At 74.2% G+C, this 14,614-nt stretch carries 16 protein-coding genes; 4 read left to right on the top strand and 12 right to left on the bottom strand.

Features of this window, described 5'->3' with window-relative positions; translation table 11 throughout:
- Nucleotides 1-130 precede the first annotated feature (130 nt).
- Together J5Y09_RS17505 and J5Y09_RS17510 are read right to left on the bottom strand one after the other, a co-directional pair.
- A complete protein-coding gene (locus tag J5Y09_RS17505) occupies nucleotides 131-1,093 on the bottom strand; it encodes a Bug family tripartite tricarboxylate transporter substrate binding protein (RefSeq protein ID WP_209353115.1) in 963 nt (320 codons plus the stop codon).
- A 244-nt stretch (nucleotides 1,094-1,337) separates the two neighbouring features.
- Entirely contained in the window at nucleotides 1,338-2,723 is a 1,386-nt protein-coding gene (locus J5Y09_RS17510; RefSeq protein WP_209353116.1) for a hypothetical protein, read from the bottom strand.
- 93 nt (nucleotides 2,724-2,816) lie between these two features.
- Between J5Y09_RS17510 and metW the strand changes: the two genes are divergently transcribed.
- The gene (gene metW / locus J5Y09_RS17515; protein ID WP_209353167.1) at nucleotides 2,817-3,419 is read left to right on the top strand and encodes a methionine biosynthesis protein MetW; all 603 of its coding nucleotides are present in this window, start codon (nucleotides 2,817-2,819) and stop codon (nucleotides 3,417-3,419) included.
- A 15-nt stretch (nucleotides 3,420-3,434) separates the two neighbouring features.
- On the opposite strand, the gene J5Y09_RS17520 is transcribed toward metW, so the two are convergent.
- Both J5Y09_RS17520 and J5Y09_RS17525 read right to left on the bottom strand, forming a co-directional pair.
- Entirely contained in the window at nucleotides 3,435-3,872 is a 438-nt protein-coding gene (locus tag J5Y09_RS17520; RefSeq protein ID WP_209353117.1) for a hypothetical protein, read from the bottom strand.
- A 39-nt stretch (nucleotides 3,873-3,911) separates the two neighbouring features.
- Nucleotides 3,912-4,976 (bottom strand): DUF2125 domain-containing protein, encoded by a 1,065-nt coding sequence (locus J5Y09_RS17525; protein WP_209353118.1) that lies wholly within the window; start codon nucleotides 4,974-4,976, stop codon nucleotides 3,912-3,914.
- 83 nt (nucleotides 4,977-5,059) lie between these two features.
- Here J5Y09_RS17525 and J5Y09_RS17530 point away from each other — a divergent pair, with 83 nt between their 5' ends.
- Nucleotides 5,060-5,635: a gamma-glutamylcyclotransferase gene (locus J5Y09_RS17530; protein ID WP_209353119.1), complete on the top strand. Its 576-nt coding sequence runs from the start codon at nucleotides 5,060-5,062 to the stop codon at nucleotides 5,633-5,635.
- Nucleotides 5,636-5,801: 166 nt separating this feature from the next.
- On the opposite strand, the gene J5Y09_RS17535 is transcribed toward J5Y09_RS17530, so the two are convergent.
- Genes J5Y09_RS17535 through J5Y09_RS17550 form a run of 4 tightly spaced genes read right to left on the bottom strand, consistent with a single transcriptional unit; the run spans nucleotide 5,802 to nucleotide 8,704 of the window.
- A complete protein-coding gene (locus J5Y09_RS17535) occupies nucleotides 5,802-6,545 on the bottom strand; it encodes a lysophospholipid acyltransferase family protein (protein ID WP_209353120.1) in 744 nt (247 codons plus the stop codon).
- Nucleotides 6,545-7,183: a YdcF family protein gene (locus J5Y09_RS17540; protein ID WP_245217206.1), complete on the bottom strand. Its 639-nt coding sequence runs from the start codon at nucleotides 7,181-7,183 to the stop codon at nucleotides 6,545-6,547. Before J5Y09_RS17540 ends, J5Y09_RS17535 begins: the two co-directional genes overlap by 1 nt.
- On the bottom strand, nucleotides 7,180-8,037 hold the full coding sequence (locus J5Y09_RS17545) for a cell division FtsX domain-containing protein (RefSeq protein ID WP_209353121.1): 858 nt from the start codon (nucleotides 8,035-8,037) through the stop codon (nucleotides 7,180-7,182). Before J5Y09_RS17545 ends, J5Y09_RS17540 begins: the two co-directional genes overlap by 4 nt.
- Complete coding sequence (locus J5Y09_RS17550) at nucleotides 8,030-8,704, bottom strand: cell division ATP-binding protein FtsE (RefSeq protein WP_209353122.1); 675 nt, start codon at nucleotides 8,702-8,704, stop codon at nucleotides 8,030-8,032. The genes J5Y09_RS17545 and J5Y09_RS17550 overlap by 8 nt, the downstream gene beginning before the upstream one ends.
- An 80-nt stretch (nucleotides 8,705-8,784) precedes the next feature.
- Between J5Y09_RS17550 and J5Y09_RS17555 the strand changes: the two genes are divergently transcribed.
- On the top strand, nucleotides 8,785-9,174 hold the full coding sequence (locus J5Y09_RS17555) for a zinc-ribbon domain-containing protein (RefSeq protein WP_209353123.1): 390 nt from the start codon (nucleotides 8,785-8,787) through the stop codon (nucleotides 9,172-9,174).
- A 119-nt stretch (nucleotides 9,175-9,293) separates the two neighbouring features.
- Here the strand turns inward: J5Y09_RS17555 and J5Y09_RS17560 are convergent, their stop codons facing one another.
- The 4 genes from J5Y09_RS17560 to J5Y09_RS17575 form a co-directional block, all read right to left on the bottom strand.
- A complete protein-coding gene (locus tag J5Y09_RS17560; RefSeq protein ID WP_209353124.1) occupies nucleotides 9,294-10,076 on the bottom strand; it encodes an ABC transporter permease in 783 nt (260 codons plus the stop codon).
- Entirely contained in the window at nucleotides 10,076-11,266 is a 1,191-nt protein-coding gene (locus J5Y09_RS17565) for an ABC transporter permease (protein ID WP_209353125.1), read from the bottom strand. The genes J5Y09_RS17560 and J5Y09_RS17565 overlap by 1 nt, the downstream gene beginning before the upstream one ends.
- 67 nt (nucleotides 11,267-11,333) lie before the next feature.
- Nucleotides 11,334-12,377, bottom strand: coding sequence for an ABC transporter substrate-binding protein (locus tag J5Y09_RS17570; protein WP_209353126.1), 1,044 nt, complete (start codon nucleotides 12,375-12,377; stop codon nucleotides 11,334-11,336).
- A gap of 31 nt (nucleotides 12,378-12,408) precedes the next feature.
- On the bottom strand, nucleotides 12,409-13,509 hold the full coding sequence (locus tag J5Y09_RS17575; RefSeq protein WP_209353127.1) for an ABC transporter ATP-binding protein: 1,101 nt from the start codon (nucleotides 13,507-13,509) through the stop codon (nucleotides 12,409-12,411).
- 83 nt (nucleotides 13,510-13,592) lie between these two features.
- On the opposite strand from J5Y09_RS17575, the gene J5Y09_RS17580 reads away from it, so the two are divergent.
- Entirely contained in the window at nucleotides 13,593-14,612 is a 1,020-nt protein-coding gene (locus J5Y09_RS17580; protein ID WP_209353128.1) for an enoyl-CoA hydratase/isomerase family protein, read from the top strand.
- Nucleotides 14,613-14,614 lie beyond the last annotated feature (2 nt).

Below are 14,614 nucleotides of genomic sequence, written 5' to 3' on the forward strand. Positions count from 1 at the left end.
GGGCTGTGCGTGGGCGGCCGGATCACGCGGCGCGTGCCGCGTGAGCGCCCGCTGAAGCCTCGTCCTGCTGCCCGACGCTCGCCGGCGGGTGATGCCGTGTCGGCCGCGCTCGGCGACAGCCTCCTCTGTCTCACCCCGCCACGATCCCCTCTGCCCGCGCCACCCCCACCCAATGGTCGCGGAACGCCGCCACGAATCCCTGGAACGCATCGCCCACCAGCAGCGGCGTCCGCGGCGGGGATGCCAGTTCCTCCAGCCGCGCCACGATCTCCGGCCGCGCCACGATGCCCGGGATGGCGGCCGAGATCCGCGCCGCTTCCGCCGTCGGAATGCGTCGCGGCGCGCTCAGCCCGATCCATTGCGTCATGGTCGCTCGCGCGAAGCCCAGTTCGCCCACCGTCGGCACGTCCGGGAAGGCCGGCACGCGACGTTCGGTGGAAACCGCCAGCGCGCGCAGCGACCCGTCGCGCAGCTGCGCCACCAGCGTGGTGATCGGCGCGTTGATCGCCTCCACCTGCCCAGCCAGCAGGTCCTGCAGCGCCGGCGGCGTGCCGCGATAGGGCACGTGGTCGAGGTTCGCCACCCCCGCCTCCTTGCCGATCACCGCGCCCATGAAGTGCTCGGCTGAGCCGACGCCGGAGGAGCCGAAGCGCACCGGCCGCGTGCGCGCGGCCGCCAGCAATTCGGGCAGCGTCGCGAAGGGCGACCGCGCCGTCACCACCATCACCGTCGGCGCCTCGGCCAGCATGCCCAGGTGCAGGAAATCCGCGACCGGATCGTAGGTGAGGGAGGGCAGCACCCCCGGCGCGAAGCCGAACGGGATCGCGTGGCTGACGGCGAGCGTCGTGCCGTCCGGCGCCGCCTTGGCCACCGCATCCGCCGCGATGGTGCCGGACGCGCCGGTGCGGTTTTCCACCACCACGGAAGCACCCAGCGCATCGCCCAGCGGCCCGGCGACCAGCCGCGCCACCACATCCGCGAGCCCGCCGGCAGGGAAGCCCGCGATCAGGCGGATGCTGCGCGTCCCCTGCGCGATCGCGGGCGTGGCGAGCAGCAGGGGCGCGGCGCCCAACAGGCGGCGACGGAGGATCATGGTCTCGGGCTCCCGGTTCGTGGCGCCGTGGCGGCGCGGTGCGGGCCGGGGTCAGCAAGGCGCGTGCCGCGGGGCGCGCGAGCGGGGCGAAGGCGCAACTTCGCCCTGCCATGCCCTCGCACGACGGGCAGGAAGGGGCGGGCCCGCGCCTGCCGCCGCGCGGCCGGGCATGGCGCAGCCATCCTTCAGCAATATGCGGTCAGCCGGACACGCCCGATCGGACGCCGCGCCCCTGCGTCCGCCGTCACCGCGCCGGCGTGACCGGCACCTCCTCCGCCTCCTCCAGCGTCAGCCCCGCCGCATCGCGCAGCAGGCGCGCCGCCTCGCCCCGCGCCTCCCGCCAGAGCGCGGCGCTCTCCTCGGGGATCTCCACCTCCGCCTCGGTACCTTCCCGCGTGGCGAAGACGAGCGTGCAGCGCTGCTCGACGCGGCACCGGGCGAGCAGGCCGGGACCGACCAGGTGATAGACATCCGCCCCGCCTGCCCAGGGCGTATACAGGCGCCGGACGAGCGCCGCCTCGGGCAGGCGCTCGGCGAGCGTCGGGTTGGACGCCTCGCCATATTCGAAGACGAGCTGCCGGCAGGCGAAGACGCCACCCATCGCCGGATCGGGCTCGGTGCAGCCGAGCGCCACGCGGCCCGGCTCGACCGTCAGCGCAGGAAGCCCCCAGCGCGCCTGGAGCCGGACGCGTCGCAGCAGAGCGCCGGGTGCCGGGCCGCGCGGGTCGCGGACGATCTCGATCGACCGCGGCGTCTCGGCCGGCGCGCGGTTCCGGTCCTCGAGGCCGAGCCAGCCCTCGGGCACCGTCAGCGCCACCGGGCGCGGGCCGGGCGTCGCGCGCATCGCCTCCCCGGCGTAGCGGCCGACCTGGTAGCCGCCGGCGTCCCGGAACAGCCGCAGCTCCGCATGCAGCGCCGCGTGGCGGGACGGCAGCAGCGCCGGCCAGAAGGGCCCGAGCGCCAGCGCGCCCGGCAGCCAGATGAGAAGCAGCAGCGCGCCGGCGCGACGCGGCATGAACCTTGGCGGGCCGTTCGGCGCGCGCCAGGTCAGGGTCAGCAGGGCGTGCGGCAGGCAGATCAGCAGCAGCGGCGCGAGCAGGGAGAAGATGCCCGCCGCGCTGATCCCCGCCGGCGGATAGGGCATGCCGTACCGGTCGTTCGTGGCCAGCAGCGCGGGCAGCAGCCCGGCATAGCCCACCACCAGCCCGGCGATATGCGCCAGGCGGGGCGCGCCCGCGCCCGGCGCCGCATCCGCAGCGTCCCGCCGCGCCAGGTCGCGCCCGATCAGCACGACGCCCGCCAGGCCGACCGGCAGCACGAGCAGCGCCATCGAGACCAGCCCGAGGAGCAAGGCGGCCACGAAGGTGAGGAGGCTGAGGCCGAGCGAGACCGCGGCACCGATCAGCGCCCGGCGCAGGGATGCGAAGGCCAGCACCTGCCAGGCCATCAGGTACCAGGCCGGCAGCAGCCAGATCGGCGCGGCGCTGACGATCGGGCCATCGGCCCAGGGCAGCACCGTGACCGGCCCGCCGAACAGCGCGTACCAGGCGTAGATGCCGGAGCCGACCACAAGGGCCAGCAGCGCCACCTGCCGCGCCGCCGCCGCCCATCCCACCTGACCGCTTGCCATCACCGGGGCAGGCTACTACGCGAAGGCCACCGCAGCCCTGAAGGGATGCACATGCCCGAAGCGCCGACCGACATCCGCTACGTCGCCAAGAACATGCGGCTCGACCTCCGCCTGATCGCGGAGATGATCCCCCATGGCGCGAAGCTGCTCGACATCGGCTGCGGCGACGGCGCGCTGATCGAACACCTCACGCGCGAGAAGGACGCCGACGCGCGGGGGATCGAGATCGACATGGACGAGGTGACGAAGGCCGTCTCCTCCGGTCTCGCGGTGATCCACGGGGATGCCGACAACGACCTCGCCTTCTATCCCGATGGCGGCTTCGACTACGTGGTGCTGTCGCGCACGCTGCAGGCGGTGGAAAAGCCGCGGGAAGTGCTGCGCCAGATGCTGCGCATCGGGCGGCATGCGATCGTGAGCTTCCCGAATTTCGGCCATTGGCAGATGCGCTGGCGGCTGCTCGTGAACGGGCGGATGCCCGACACCGAGACCTGGAACCGCCCCTGGTACGAAACGCCCAACATCCACCCCTGCACCATCCTGGACTTCATGGCGCTGTGCGAGATCGAGGGCTACGTGGTCGAGAAGTGGCTCGCGGTGGACGAACGCGGGCTGAAGGCGCCGTGGAAGCGGTCCGTCAGGCTCGCGAACCTGTTCGGCGAACAGGCGCTGTTCCAGCTTCGCCGCGCGGCCTGACGCGCGCGCCCCGCGTCAGTGGCGCGGGTCGACCGGGATCGGCAGCCGCGCGTCGGGAGAGGCCGCGAGGCCAGGCGGGGCCAGGAGGTTCGCGGCGAGCATCGCGTGATGCGCCGCGTCCGAAGCACCAAGCCGACGGCATTCGCCGGCCACGTAGGACAGCATCATGAGGAGTGCACACTTGTCCGTGTGGTCCTCGTCAACGTCCGGAACGGTAATCGCCGTGTCCATGATCGATCTCTCGATACCCTGTCCGCCCCCGCGATTTTCGCGTTCAGGTTTCGCGTTCACCAAAGCGCGCCCGACTCCTTTAACGCTGCTCTGGCGGTAGCCGACAGGGCGATGACGGCCCCAGGCCTTGATTGACAGCCTTTTAACGGCCCATTCGCGCTGGAGCACGAAAGCGCAGCGCAGCGCTATCATCCCGTGAAACGGAATCCAGCGCAGCGACACAGGCGGGACGGCCTGAGGCGAAGATGGACTCGGCGCGCGCTATCGCGGCCCCGGCCAGGCGACCGGCGCGATCCGCGCCAGCGGGATCCGCGCCACCGCCACCACGCCCCCCTGGAGGGAAATCGGCACGTCGATGCGCGGCGGGCCGCCGGATGGCGGCGCACGCCCCATCAGCGCCAGCGCCGCCTGCCCGGCCAGGGCCGCGCGCGGCGCGACCAGCCCTGCCCGCGCCAGCGCCGCCAGCGCCTCCGGCGCGCCTTCCAGCGCCAGGGTCCCGGTGCCTTCGGGCTGGAGCGCCGGATCGAGCCGCAGCACGCCCACCCCTTCGCCCAGCAGCGGGCCCCAGCGCAGCGCGATGCGCGTCACGTCGAGCGACCCGCCGGCGCGCCGCCACGCCTCGGCGCGCAGCGCCGGCGGCAGGCCGGGGGCGGCGACGACGGGGCCGGTCAGCCGCGCCTCGAGCGCCGCATGCTCGATCCGCTGGCCGAAGGCGGCCGCGAGCGGGGAGGCGGGCAGCACCACGCGTTCGGCCTGGGCGGCCAGGATCGCGGCATCGCCCTCCGGCGCGGGGACAAGGCTCGCGCGCAGCGAATCCACCGACAGCGGGCCGTCCGGCGCCGCGGCCCGCAGCCCCGCCACCGTCAGCGCGGCCGCGCGCGGCCCGGGGCCGGGCTCGAGCGGCAGGACCAGTTCCAGCCGATCGGCCGCGTAAGGGATCTCGGCCGCGCCCAGTCGCAGCGCTTGCGGGCCCTGCGGCACGACCACGAGCCGGTCGAGCCGCGGCGGCACGATGGCCAGGGCGAGTTGCCCGGCCGTCCAGGCAAAGCCCTGCGGCAGGCTCGGCGTCACGCCCGCGACGGCGACGTCCGGCACCGTGAGCCGCGCGGCGAACGGCCAGCCGCCGCGCGTCGGGACCCCGTGATCGACCGTCCAGCCCTCGGCGCGGCGCTGCGCGACCCAGTCGGAGAAGCCGACCGCCATCGCCCCGGTCACGAAACGCCAGGCGAGCCCATGCGCGGCCAGCAGCGCGGCGAACAGAAGCAGCGCGCCGATGGCGGCGCGGCGGTAGCCGCGGGCGGGACGGGCCGGCGTCTTGGCGGTCATCTCGGCCCGGCGTATAGCGCCCCGCCCGCCGCGGCGCGAAGCGTTCCCCGCGCTTCTGGCCGCCGGCGGGCCGGAAGCCCGCGATGCGCCACGACCCCGAGGCCGCCCGCGCCGCGCTCGACGCGGACGGCCACATGTACGTCTTCGCCTATGGCTCGCTGATCTGGCGGCCGGGCTTCACCCATGCCGCCGCGCATCCCGCGCTGCTGCGCGGCTTCCATCGCCGCTTCTGCCTGTGGTCGCACCGCTACCGCGGCACGCCGGACAGGCCGGGCCTGGTGCTCGGGCTCGACCGCGGCGGGGCCTGCCGCGGGCTTGCCTTCCGCGTCGCCGGGGTCGAGGCGGCCGAGGTACTCGCCTATCTCGACGACCGCGAGCTGCCGGACGGGGGGGAGCAGGTCTATCACCGGCGGATGCTGCCGGTCCGGCTGCTCGATGGCGGGCGGATGGTGCGGGCCGTCGCCTATGTGGCGAACCGCGGGTGCCGCCTCTATTGCGGGCGGCTCTCGCCGGAACGCGCCGCGGCGGCGATCGCCACCGGGCACGGCCAGATGGGCGCGAACCGGGAGTATCTGCTCAACACCCTGCGTCACCTGCGGGCGATGGGGGTGCGGGATGCCGGGCTCGATCGGATCGCGGGGCTGATGCCGGGCGAATAGTGCTTCGGCATGAACGTCCCGCCAGAACTTCGGGGTGTGGAAATCAACTCATGGCCCAAATTAGGGGGGTGGTTTCCCTGGCTTTGTCCACATCGCCGGTCATGGCACAAAGAATTGTGCTATTTCAAATGATTAACGCCCAAAACTGACGCCTCGGCTCAATTGATCACGCCCGGTTTTCCGCAAGGTTTTCCACAGGCCCGGGAAGCGCCATCAGACGGGCCGTCTCGGTCTCGATCGTCTCCTCCAGCGCCGCCATGAAGGCCGCCCGCGGCAGCCCCAACGGCAACGGCGGCAGCACCGAGATGTGCAGCGTCCCCGGCCGCTTGTGGAAGCCGCGCCGGCCCCAGAAGCGCCCGCTATCCGTCGCCGCCGGCACAACCACCGCGCCGGAGGCCATGGCCAGCGCCGCGACGCCCGGCTGGTAGGGCACGCGTTCCCCCGGCGCGCTGCGCGTGCCTTCGGGGAAGATGACGACGGGCCGGCCCTCGGCGATCGCGGCCTTGGTCGCCTTCACCATGCCGCGCAGCGCGGGGGCGCCGGCCTCGCGGTCCACCGAAACATGGCCGCAGCGCTTCGCCAGCCATCCCCAGACCGGGATCGACATCAATTCCTTCTTCAGCACGTAGACCGGCGCCGGCAGCAGCATCGACCAGACGAAGGTGTCGAAGGCGGATTGGTGCTTGCCGGCGATGATCGCGCCGCCCTGCGGGATGTGGTGCATTCCCGTCACCTCCAGCCGGACGCCGCAGATGACGCGCAGCGAGGTGACCATCAGCCAGGCCCAGCCGCGCACATAGGCGATCATCACCCGCTGCGGCGCGAGCAGCAGCGGAATGCCCATCACCGCGGTCAGCGCCGTGCCGCCGATGAAGACCACGTTGAACAGCGCCGAACGGATCAGGTTCATCAATCCCGCGCCTCCCGCCGCGGCCAGGCCAGGCCCGACAGGCCCGCCCGCGCCAGCAGGTAGCGCGCATACTCCCCGGCCAGAAGGGCCCATACGCGCGGACGCCACACTGCGCCGGGCGCGCGCAGCGCGGCGGACGCCACGGGATGCGGCACCAGCACCGCGGCGGGCAGCGTCCGGCGCAACTCCAGCATCGCCCGCGGCATGTGGTAGCCGGCGGTGACGACGCGCAGCGACCGCATCTCCTCCGACCGCGCCCAGGCCGCGATCTCCACCGCGTTGCCCCTCGTGCTGGCGGCCGCATGGCCCAGTTCCACCCGCCCGGCGAGCGGCGCGGCATCGAACGCCGCCGCGGCGGCGATCTCGGCCAACCCCGCCCCGGGATGCGCGCCGGAGATCAGCAGCCGCCGCGCCCGCCCCTCGGCGAGCAGCCGGAAGCCGGTGCCGACCCGCTCGCTCCCGCCCGTCAGCACGACGATGCCGTCCGTCTCGCCCTCGGCCGGCGTGGGGGGCGCCAGCGCGTCGCCGAGGAAATCGGCGAAGCCCCAGGCCAGCGCGAGCATCGCCGCCCCGGCCAGCCAGCGCCCGGCCCGCGGGCGGCGACGCGCGGGCGCGGCCGCGCCGGCGGCGTCGCTCATGGCAGGCGACGCAGCCAGAGCCGCACCGTCGCCTGCGTCGCCACCCAGGCGACCGCCGCGGCCACCGCCGGCACCAGCGCGAGTTCCACCCACGGCACGGCCTGCCAGCCGGCCCCGCCGGCCAGGGGCCCCGCCAGGCTGGCCAGCCCCGCCAGCGCCGGCAGCGCCAGCACCGTCCCCCAGGCCGCGCCGACCGCGGCGAGGAAACTCGCCCGCCGCGCGAAGCGCGACGACACATCGGCATCCGTCGCGCCCAGCCCGTGCAGCACCAGCACCGCATCCCGCCGCGCCGAGAGCCCCGCGCGCACGGCAACACCCACCACCGCCGCCGCGACGCCCGCCACCAGCGCGAGCGCCGCGAAGGCCACGCCCTGCACCGCGCGGGCAAGCGCCGTCAGGTGGCCGACCCAGACGCCATGCGCCTCGGTCACCGCGCCGGGCACCTCGGCCGCCACCGCGTCGCCGATCAGCACCGCGTCGGCCGAGAGGTCCGCCAGCCGCAATTCGATCACGCCCGGCAGCGGCAGGCCTTCCGCCGTGCCGAGCCAGGGGCGCAGCAATTCCGCCATGCGCGCGGGGTCCACCGGCTCGGCCGACGCCACGGCCGGCTGGCGGCGCAGCACCGCGAGCGCACGCGCCATCCGCTCCGCCGTCGGCTGCGGCACCTGCACCGTCACCGCGGCCTGCGCGCCTTCGCGCCAGCGTTCCGCCAGCCGGTCCGCGCCCGACCGCCCGGCCAGCGCCACCGCGGCGAGCAGCGCCATGGCCGCGACCAGGCCGATCAGCAGCCGGTCCGCCAGCGCGCGGCGCAGGCCGAGCGGATCGCGCGCGAGGCGGCGGCGCAGTTCAGCCATCGCCGACCAGCCGCCCGCCCTCGAGCACCAGCATCCGCGCCGGATGCCGCGCGGGCAGGTCCTCCGAATGCGTCGCCACCACCACCGTCGTGCCCTGGCGGTTCAGTTCCGCCAGCAGGGCGATGGTGCGCCGCGCCTGGCGGGCATCGAGCTCGGAGGTCGGCTCGTCCGCCACCAGCAGCGACGGGCGGGCGACGATGGCGCGCGCGATGGTCAGGCGCTGCTGCTCGCCGCCCGAAAGCTCCTCCGGGCGCCGGTCTTCCTTCCCATCCAGCCCGATCCATTGGAGCAGTTCCGCCACATCGGCCCTGATCGAGGATTCCGCGACGCTCGCGAGACGCAGCGGCAACGCGACGTTGTCCCAGGCCGAAAGGTGCGAGAGCAGCCGGAATTCCTGGTGCACCACGCCGATCCGCCGGCGCAGCGCCGGCAAATCGCCCCGCCTGGCGCGGGACAGCGCCACGCCGAGCAGCTCGACCTCCCCGCCCGTCGGGCGCAGCGCGGCCTGCATCAGCCGCAGCACGGAGGTCTTGCCGGCGCCCGAGGGGCCGAGGATCCAGGTGAAGGTGCCCTCCCCCAGCGTGAAGGAGACGTCGCGCAGCACCTCGGGCCCCGGCCGGCCACGCGGGTCGGGGTAGCAAAGGGCGACACGGGCGAATCGCACCATCCCTGTCTTGTGCCCGCCGGCGCGCATTGCCTCAACCATCCCTTGCCGGCGGGCAGGCCCCGGAACAGGATGCGGCCCCGATGCGCATCGAATGCCCGTCCTGCACGGCCGAATACGAGGTGCCGGACCGGCTGCTGGCCGGGCCGGCGCGGACGCTGCGCTGTTCGCGCTGCAAGACCGATTTTCCGCTTCCCCGGGTCGAGGCCCCCGCGCCGCAACCGCCACCGCCCGCGCCGGAACCGGAACCAGAACCCGCCGCGGACCCCCCGCCGCCGCCCCCGCCGCCGCCCCCGCCGCCCGCCCCCGCGCCGGAGCCGCCGGCACCGGATGACCGGCGGCTGAAACTGGCCTGGGCGGCGTCGATCGCGGTGGTGGTGGTCGCGCTCGCGGGCTTCCTGCTGGGGCGGGAGAGCGTGATGGCGGCCTGGCCGGCGAGCACGCGGCTGTTCGCGGCGCTGGGATTGGGGTGAGGCCGGGGGGAGAAGGGAACTTCTCCCCCCGGACCCCCCTCAACCTTCTTTGGCTTCTGGAGACTGACCCTGGCTGTCAGTTCCCAATAGACGGAAAAGGGAGGGGGTTCGGGGGAGGTTCACCCTCCCCCGGCCTTCTTCCTTCCCTGCAACCACCCGACCACCGCCAGCAGCACCACCGACAGCAGCACCAGCATCGCCGCCGCGGCCGTGGTCGTCAGGCTGATCGTGTCGTTCAGCCCCGCGAACATCTGCCGCGGCAGGGTGCGCTGCGCGGGCCCCGCGATGAACAGCGCCACCACGACCTCATCCAACGAGGTCGCGAAGGCGAAGACCGCCCCGGCCGCGACGCCCGGCGCGATCTGCGGCAGGCACACCCGGAAGAAGGCGCGCAGCGGCCCAGCCCCGCAGGCGGAGGCGGCGCGCAGCTGCACCGGGTCGAAGGCCTCGAGCGAGGCGAGCACCGTCACCACCACGAAGGGCGCGCCGAGTGCCGCATGCGCGATCACCATCCCCGCATGCGTCGCGACCAGGCCGATCGGCCCGAAGGCCAGCAGCAGCGCCACCGCGACGACGATCACCGGCACCACCATCGGCGCCAGCACGATGCCCATCGCGACCGCCCGGAAGCGCCCCTTCATCCGCCACAGCCCGAAGGCGGCCGGCGTGCCGAGCAGCGTCGCAAGCGCCGCCGAAGCGAGCCCGATGCCGAGCGAGTTCCACACCGCCGGCAGCCAGAAGTCCGAGCCGAAGAAATCGCGGTACCAGCGCAGCGACAGCCCCGGCAGCGGGTAGAACAGGAAGGACCCGGCGGAGAAGGACAGCGGCACGATCGCGAAGATCGGCGCCAGCAGGAACACCGCCACCAGCACGCCCGCGACCCAGCACGCCGCCCGCGCCATCACGCCGCCCCCAGGCGCCGGAAGCCGGCGAGGCGGCCATACAGCGCGACGCACAACCCGACCGCGACCAGCAGCAGGATCGACAGCGCCGCCGCCAGCCCCCAGTTCACCGACCGCGTCGCGTAGAAGCCGACGAACCAGGCGAGCATCTGGTCGTTCGGCCCGCCGAGCAGCGCCGGCGTCACGTAGAAGCCGAGCGCCTGGATGAACACCAGCAGGCAGCCCGCGCCGATCCCGGGCAGGCACAGCGGCAGCGTCACGCGCAGGAACACCCTCCAGGGCGGCGCGCCGAGCGACGCCGCCGCCCGCGGCAGCCGCGGGTCCAGCGCGCGGAACGCCGCGACCAGCGGCAGCACCATGAAGGGCAGCAGGATGTGCACCATCGCCAGCACCACGGCGAAGCGGTTCATCATCAGCGGCAGCGGCGCGTCCACGATCCCCGTCGCGGCCAGCGCCGCGTTCACCACGCCTTCGCGCTGCAGCAGCACCATCCAGGCGGCGGTGCGCACCACCAGGGATATCCAGAAGGGCAGCATCACCGCCGCCAGCAGCAGGATGCCGGCCGCGCCCCGCGTCGTCGCGATCAGCCAGGCGATCGGCCAGGCGAGCAGCAGGCAGGCCGCGGTGACCAGCAGCGAGATCCACAGGCTGCGCAGCAGCACCGCGCGGAAGACCGACTGGTCCTCCGGCGCGGCGCGGATCGCCCCCGCCGCGTCCTGCCGCAGGTCGAGCGCCGTCAGCGCGTGGAAGGAGGACAGCGGCCCGGCCGCGCGCGCGATGGCGCCCCAGGTCTCGACCTCCCCCCACTCCTCGCTGATCGTGATCAGCACGGCGCGGGCGGCGCCGTCGAAGGGCGCTTCGACGCGCCGCGCCGTCATCGGCAGCAGGCCGCGGAAGCCAGGCTTGTCCGCGTTCAGCCGCGCGGCGGCGCGGGCGATGCTGCCCCCGCCGGCCTGCCGGTCGCGCGCCCGGGCGGCGCGCAAATCCTCGACCAGCGCGGCGAAGGCGGCTTCGTCCGGCAGGGCGCGGCCGTCCCAGGCCGACAGCGCCGCGGCGGTCCGCGGCAGCACCGGGGCGACCTCGGTGTCCGTCACACCGCGCCAGAGGAAGGCGGCGATCGGCGCGACGAAGGTGACGAGCAGGAACAGCAGCAGCGGCGCCGTCAGCAGCGCCGCCGACGCGCGCCTCATGCGCGGCAGGGCAGGGCGCGCGCCCCGCCGCGCCCGCGCAAGCCCTCGGCCCGGCGCGGCCGAGCGCTCAGCGCGACACCCAGGTGTTGAAGCGCTGGGTCAGCCGGTCGAGGTTGTCGAGCCAGAAGCGGTCGTTCAGCTGCAGCGCCGTCTGGATGTTCTGCGGCGCGGTCGGCAGGTTCGGCAGCACCTCCGCCGGCAGGCGCTCGTTCACGCCCTTCGCCGTCACGCCGTAGGGGATGCGCGGCGGCAGCGCCGCCTGGATCTCCGGCCGGCCGACGAAGCGCAGGAATTCCAGCGCCCGCGCCTTGTTCGGGCTGCCCTTCATGATCACCCAGGTGTCCAGGGTGAAGATGTTGTTCTGCCAGACGATCGCGAAGTTGCGCCCGTCCGACGCGTTGGCGGCGGAGATGCGGCCATTGTAGGCGACCGTCATCGTCACCTCGCCGGCCGCGAGCCATTGCGGCGGCTGCGCGCCGCGCTCGAACCAGGCGAGGTCCGCCTTGACGCTGTCGAGCTTGCGGAAGGCACGGTCCACGCCGGCCGGCGTGCCCAGCACCTGGTAGACCTCGGCGGCCGGCACGCCGTCGGCCATCAGCGCGATCTCGAGCGTCGTCTTCGGGCCCTTGCGCAGGCCGCGCTTGCCGGGGAAGCGGCGCGTGTCGAAGAAATCCGCCCAGCCCGTCGGGCCCTGGGCAAGGCGGGCGCGGTCGTACGCGAGGATGAAGGAGTACAGGATCGCGCCGACGCCGTGCTCGCTGTAGGCCTCGGGGATGTAGGCGTCGCGCCCGCCGATCGCGGCCCAGTCGAGCGGCTCGAACAGCCCCTCATCGGCGCCGATCAGCAGTTCCTCGCTTTCCACCTGCACCACGTCCCAGGTGTTGGCGCCGGAGGCGATGCGCGAGCGCAGCACGCCGATGCCGCCATCCCAGGTCTCCTCCAGCATCCGGTTGCGCGTCTGCTGCTGGAAGGGGCGGAAGAAGACCTCCCGCTGCGCGTCCTGGTAGGCGCCGCCCCAGGACACGACGGTCAGGTCGCGGCCCTGCGCCCGGGCGGTGGCGGGCAGGGCGGCGGCGGCTAGGCCAGCCTTGAGCATCGTGCGGCGGTGCATGGTCGTCTCCTTCGTCCCGGGCGGAATGACTCTAGACCCGCGCCCCCGCATCGCGGAAGGCGAAGGCGGCACCTTCGGGCCAGGCGATCGCCGCCGCCCCCCCGGGCTCGGGCAGGGCGCCGAGGCCGGCCGGGCGCTTGGCCACCACCTCCCCCCCATCGCCGAGGCCGAGCCGCAGCCGCACATGGTCGCCGAGGAAGATCGCCTCCAGCACCGTCGCCGGCAGCGCGCCCTCGCCGAGTTCCGCCGCCGTGACGCCGGCGACCGCGACGCGTTCCGGGCGAATGGCGACGAGGCAGCCTTCCCCCGGGCCGCCGGCATCCACCGCCTCGGCCCGCACCACCGGGCCGCAGGCGAGGCGCACCTCGCAGGATTCGGCGTCGCGGGCCTCGATCCGGCCGGGCAGCAGGTTGTTCTCGCCGACGAAGCCGGCGACGAAGGCATCGGCCGGCCGGTCGTACAGGCGGCGGGGATCGGCGCATTGCCGGATGCGCCCGCCCTCGAACACGGCGATCCTGTCGGACAGCGTCAGCGCCTCCGCCTGGTCGTGCGTCACGTACATCATCGTCACGCCGAGCCGCTGGTGCAGGTGGCGGATCTCGAGCTGCATCTCCTCCCGCAGCGCCTTGTCGAGCGCGCCGAGGGGTTCGTCGAGCAGCACGATCGGCGGCTCGAACACCAGCGCGCGGGCCAGGGCGACGCGCTGCTGCTGCCCGCCGGAAAGCTGCGCCGGGCGGCGCTCGCCATAGGATTCCAGCCGCACCATCGCCAGCGCGCGCCGCACCCGGTCCGCCTGCGCCGCCTTCGCCACGCCGCGGACCGACAGCGGGAAGGCGACGTTCTCCGCGACGCTCATGTGCGGGAACAGGGCGTAGGACTGGAACACCACGCCGACGCCACGGCGGTGCGGCGGCAGGCGCGCGATGTCCCGGCCTTCCAGCAGGATCCGCCCCGCGCTGGGCAGTTCGAAGCCCGCCAGCATCATCAGCGTCGTCGTCTTGCCGGAACCGGACGGCCCGAGCAGCGTCAGCAACTCCCCCCGCGCGATGTCGAGGTCGAGCGACTGCACCGCCGCGGGGCCGGCGCCGTAGGATTTCCGCACGCCCTCGAAGCGCACCAGGGGATCGGCCATGGGCATACCTCCGGCGCGGGCGGGGCGCTTGTCAACGCCCGCGGCCGCCGGTAACGCGCCCGGGTCACCGAGGAAGCGAAACCATGAGCGAGACCGCCGAGCCCAGCCTGATCGCCAAGCGGGAAGGCATCGCGGGCACGCTGCTGATGAACCGCCCCAAGGCGCTGAACGCGCTGGACCTGCCGATGATCCGCGCCTTCGCGGCCGCGATCGCCGACTGGCGCGACGACGCGGCGGTGCGCCTCGTCGTCCTGGAAGGGGCGGGCGGGCGCGCCTTCTGCGCGGGCGGCGACGTGCGCGCGGTGCGCGCCGCCTCCGTCGCCGGCGACCGCGCCGGGGTCGAGGCCTTCTTCGCCGAGGAATACGAGGTCAATGCCGGCATCGCCGGCTTCGGCAAGCCCTGGGTCAGCCTGATCGACGGCGTCTGCATGGGCGGGGGCATCGGCGTCGCGGTCCATAACGGCCCGCGCGTGGTGACCGAGCACGCCCTGGTCGCGATGCCGGAGACGGCGATCGCGCTGTTCCCGGATGTCGGCACCTCCTACGTCCTGCCGCGCCTGCCCGGCGCGATCGGCACCTGGCTGGCGCTGACCGGGGCGCGGCTGACGGGCGCGGAATCGGTCCATGCCGGCCTCGCCACCCACTACGTGCCGCGCGAGAAGCTGCCCGCGCTGCGCGCCGCGCTGCTGGCCGAGGGCGCGGAGGCCGTTGCCCGCTTCGCCGAGGCACCCCCCGAGCCGTCCTTCGCGCCGCACCGCGCCGCGATCGACCGCTGCTTCGGGCAGGGCAGCGTGGCCGCGATCCTCGCCGCGCTGGACGCCGAGGGCACGGAATGGGCGGCGGCGCAGGCCAAGACGCTGCGGCGCATGTCGCCGACCTCGCTCTGCGTCTCGCTGGAATTGCTGCAGCGTGGCGCCGTCGAGGACCTCGCCGGCTGCCTCGCGATGGAACTCGCGCTGACGCGCGTCGTGGTGAACGACCACCCCGACTTCGTCGAGGGCGTGCGATCCGTGCTGGTGGACAAGGACGGCGCGCCGCGCTGGACGCCCGCCCGCATCGAGGATGTGGACCCGGCCGCGATCCGCGCGATGTTCGCCGCCTGACG

Origin of the sequence: Roseomonas nitratireducens, from assembly GCF_017813355.1 — a bacterium.
GTDB lineage: Bacteria > Pseudomonadota > Alphaproteobacteria > Acetobacterales > Acetobacteraceae > Neoroseomonas > Neoroseomonas nitratireducens.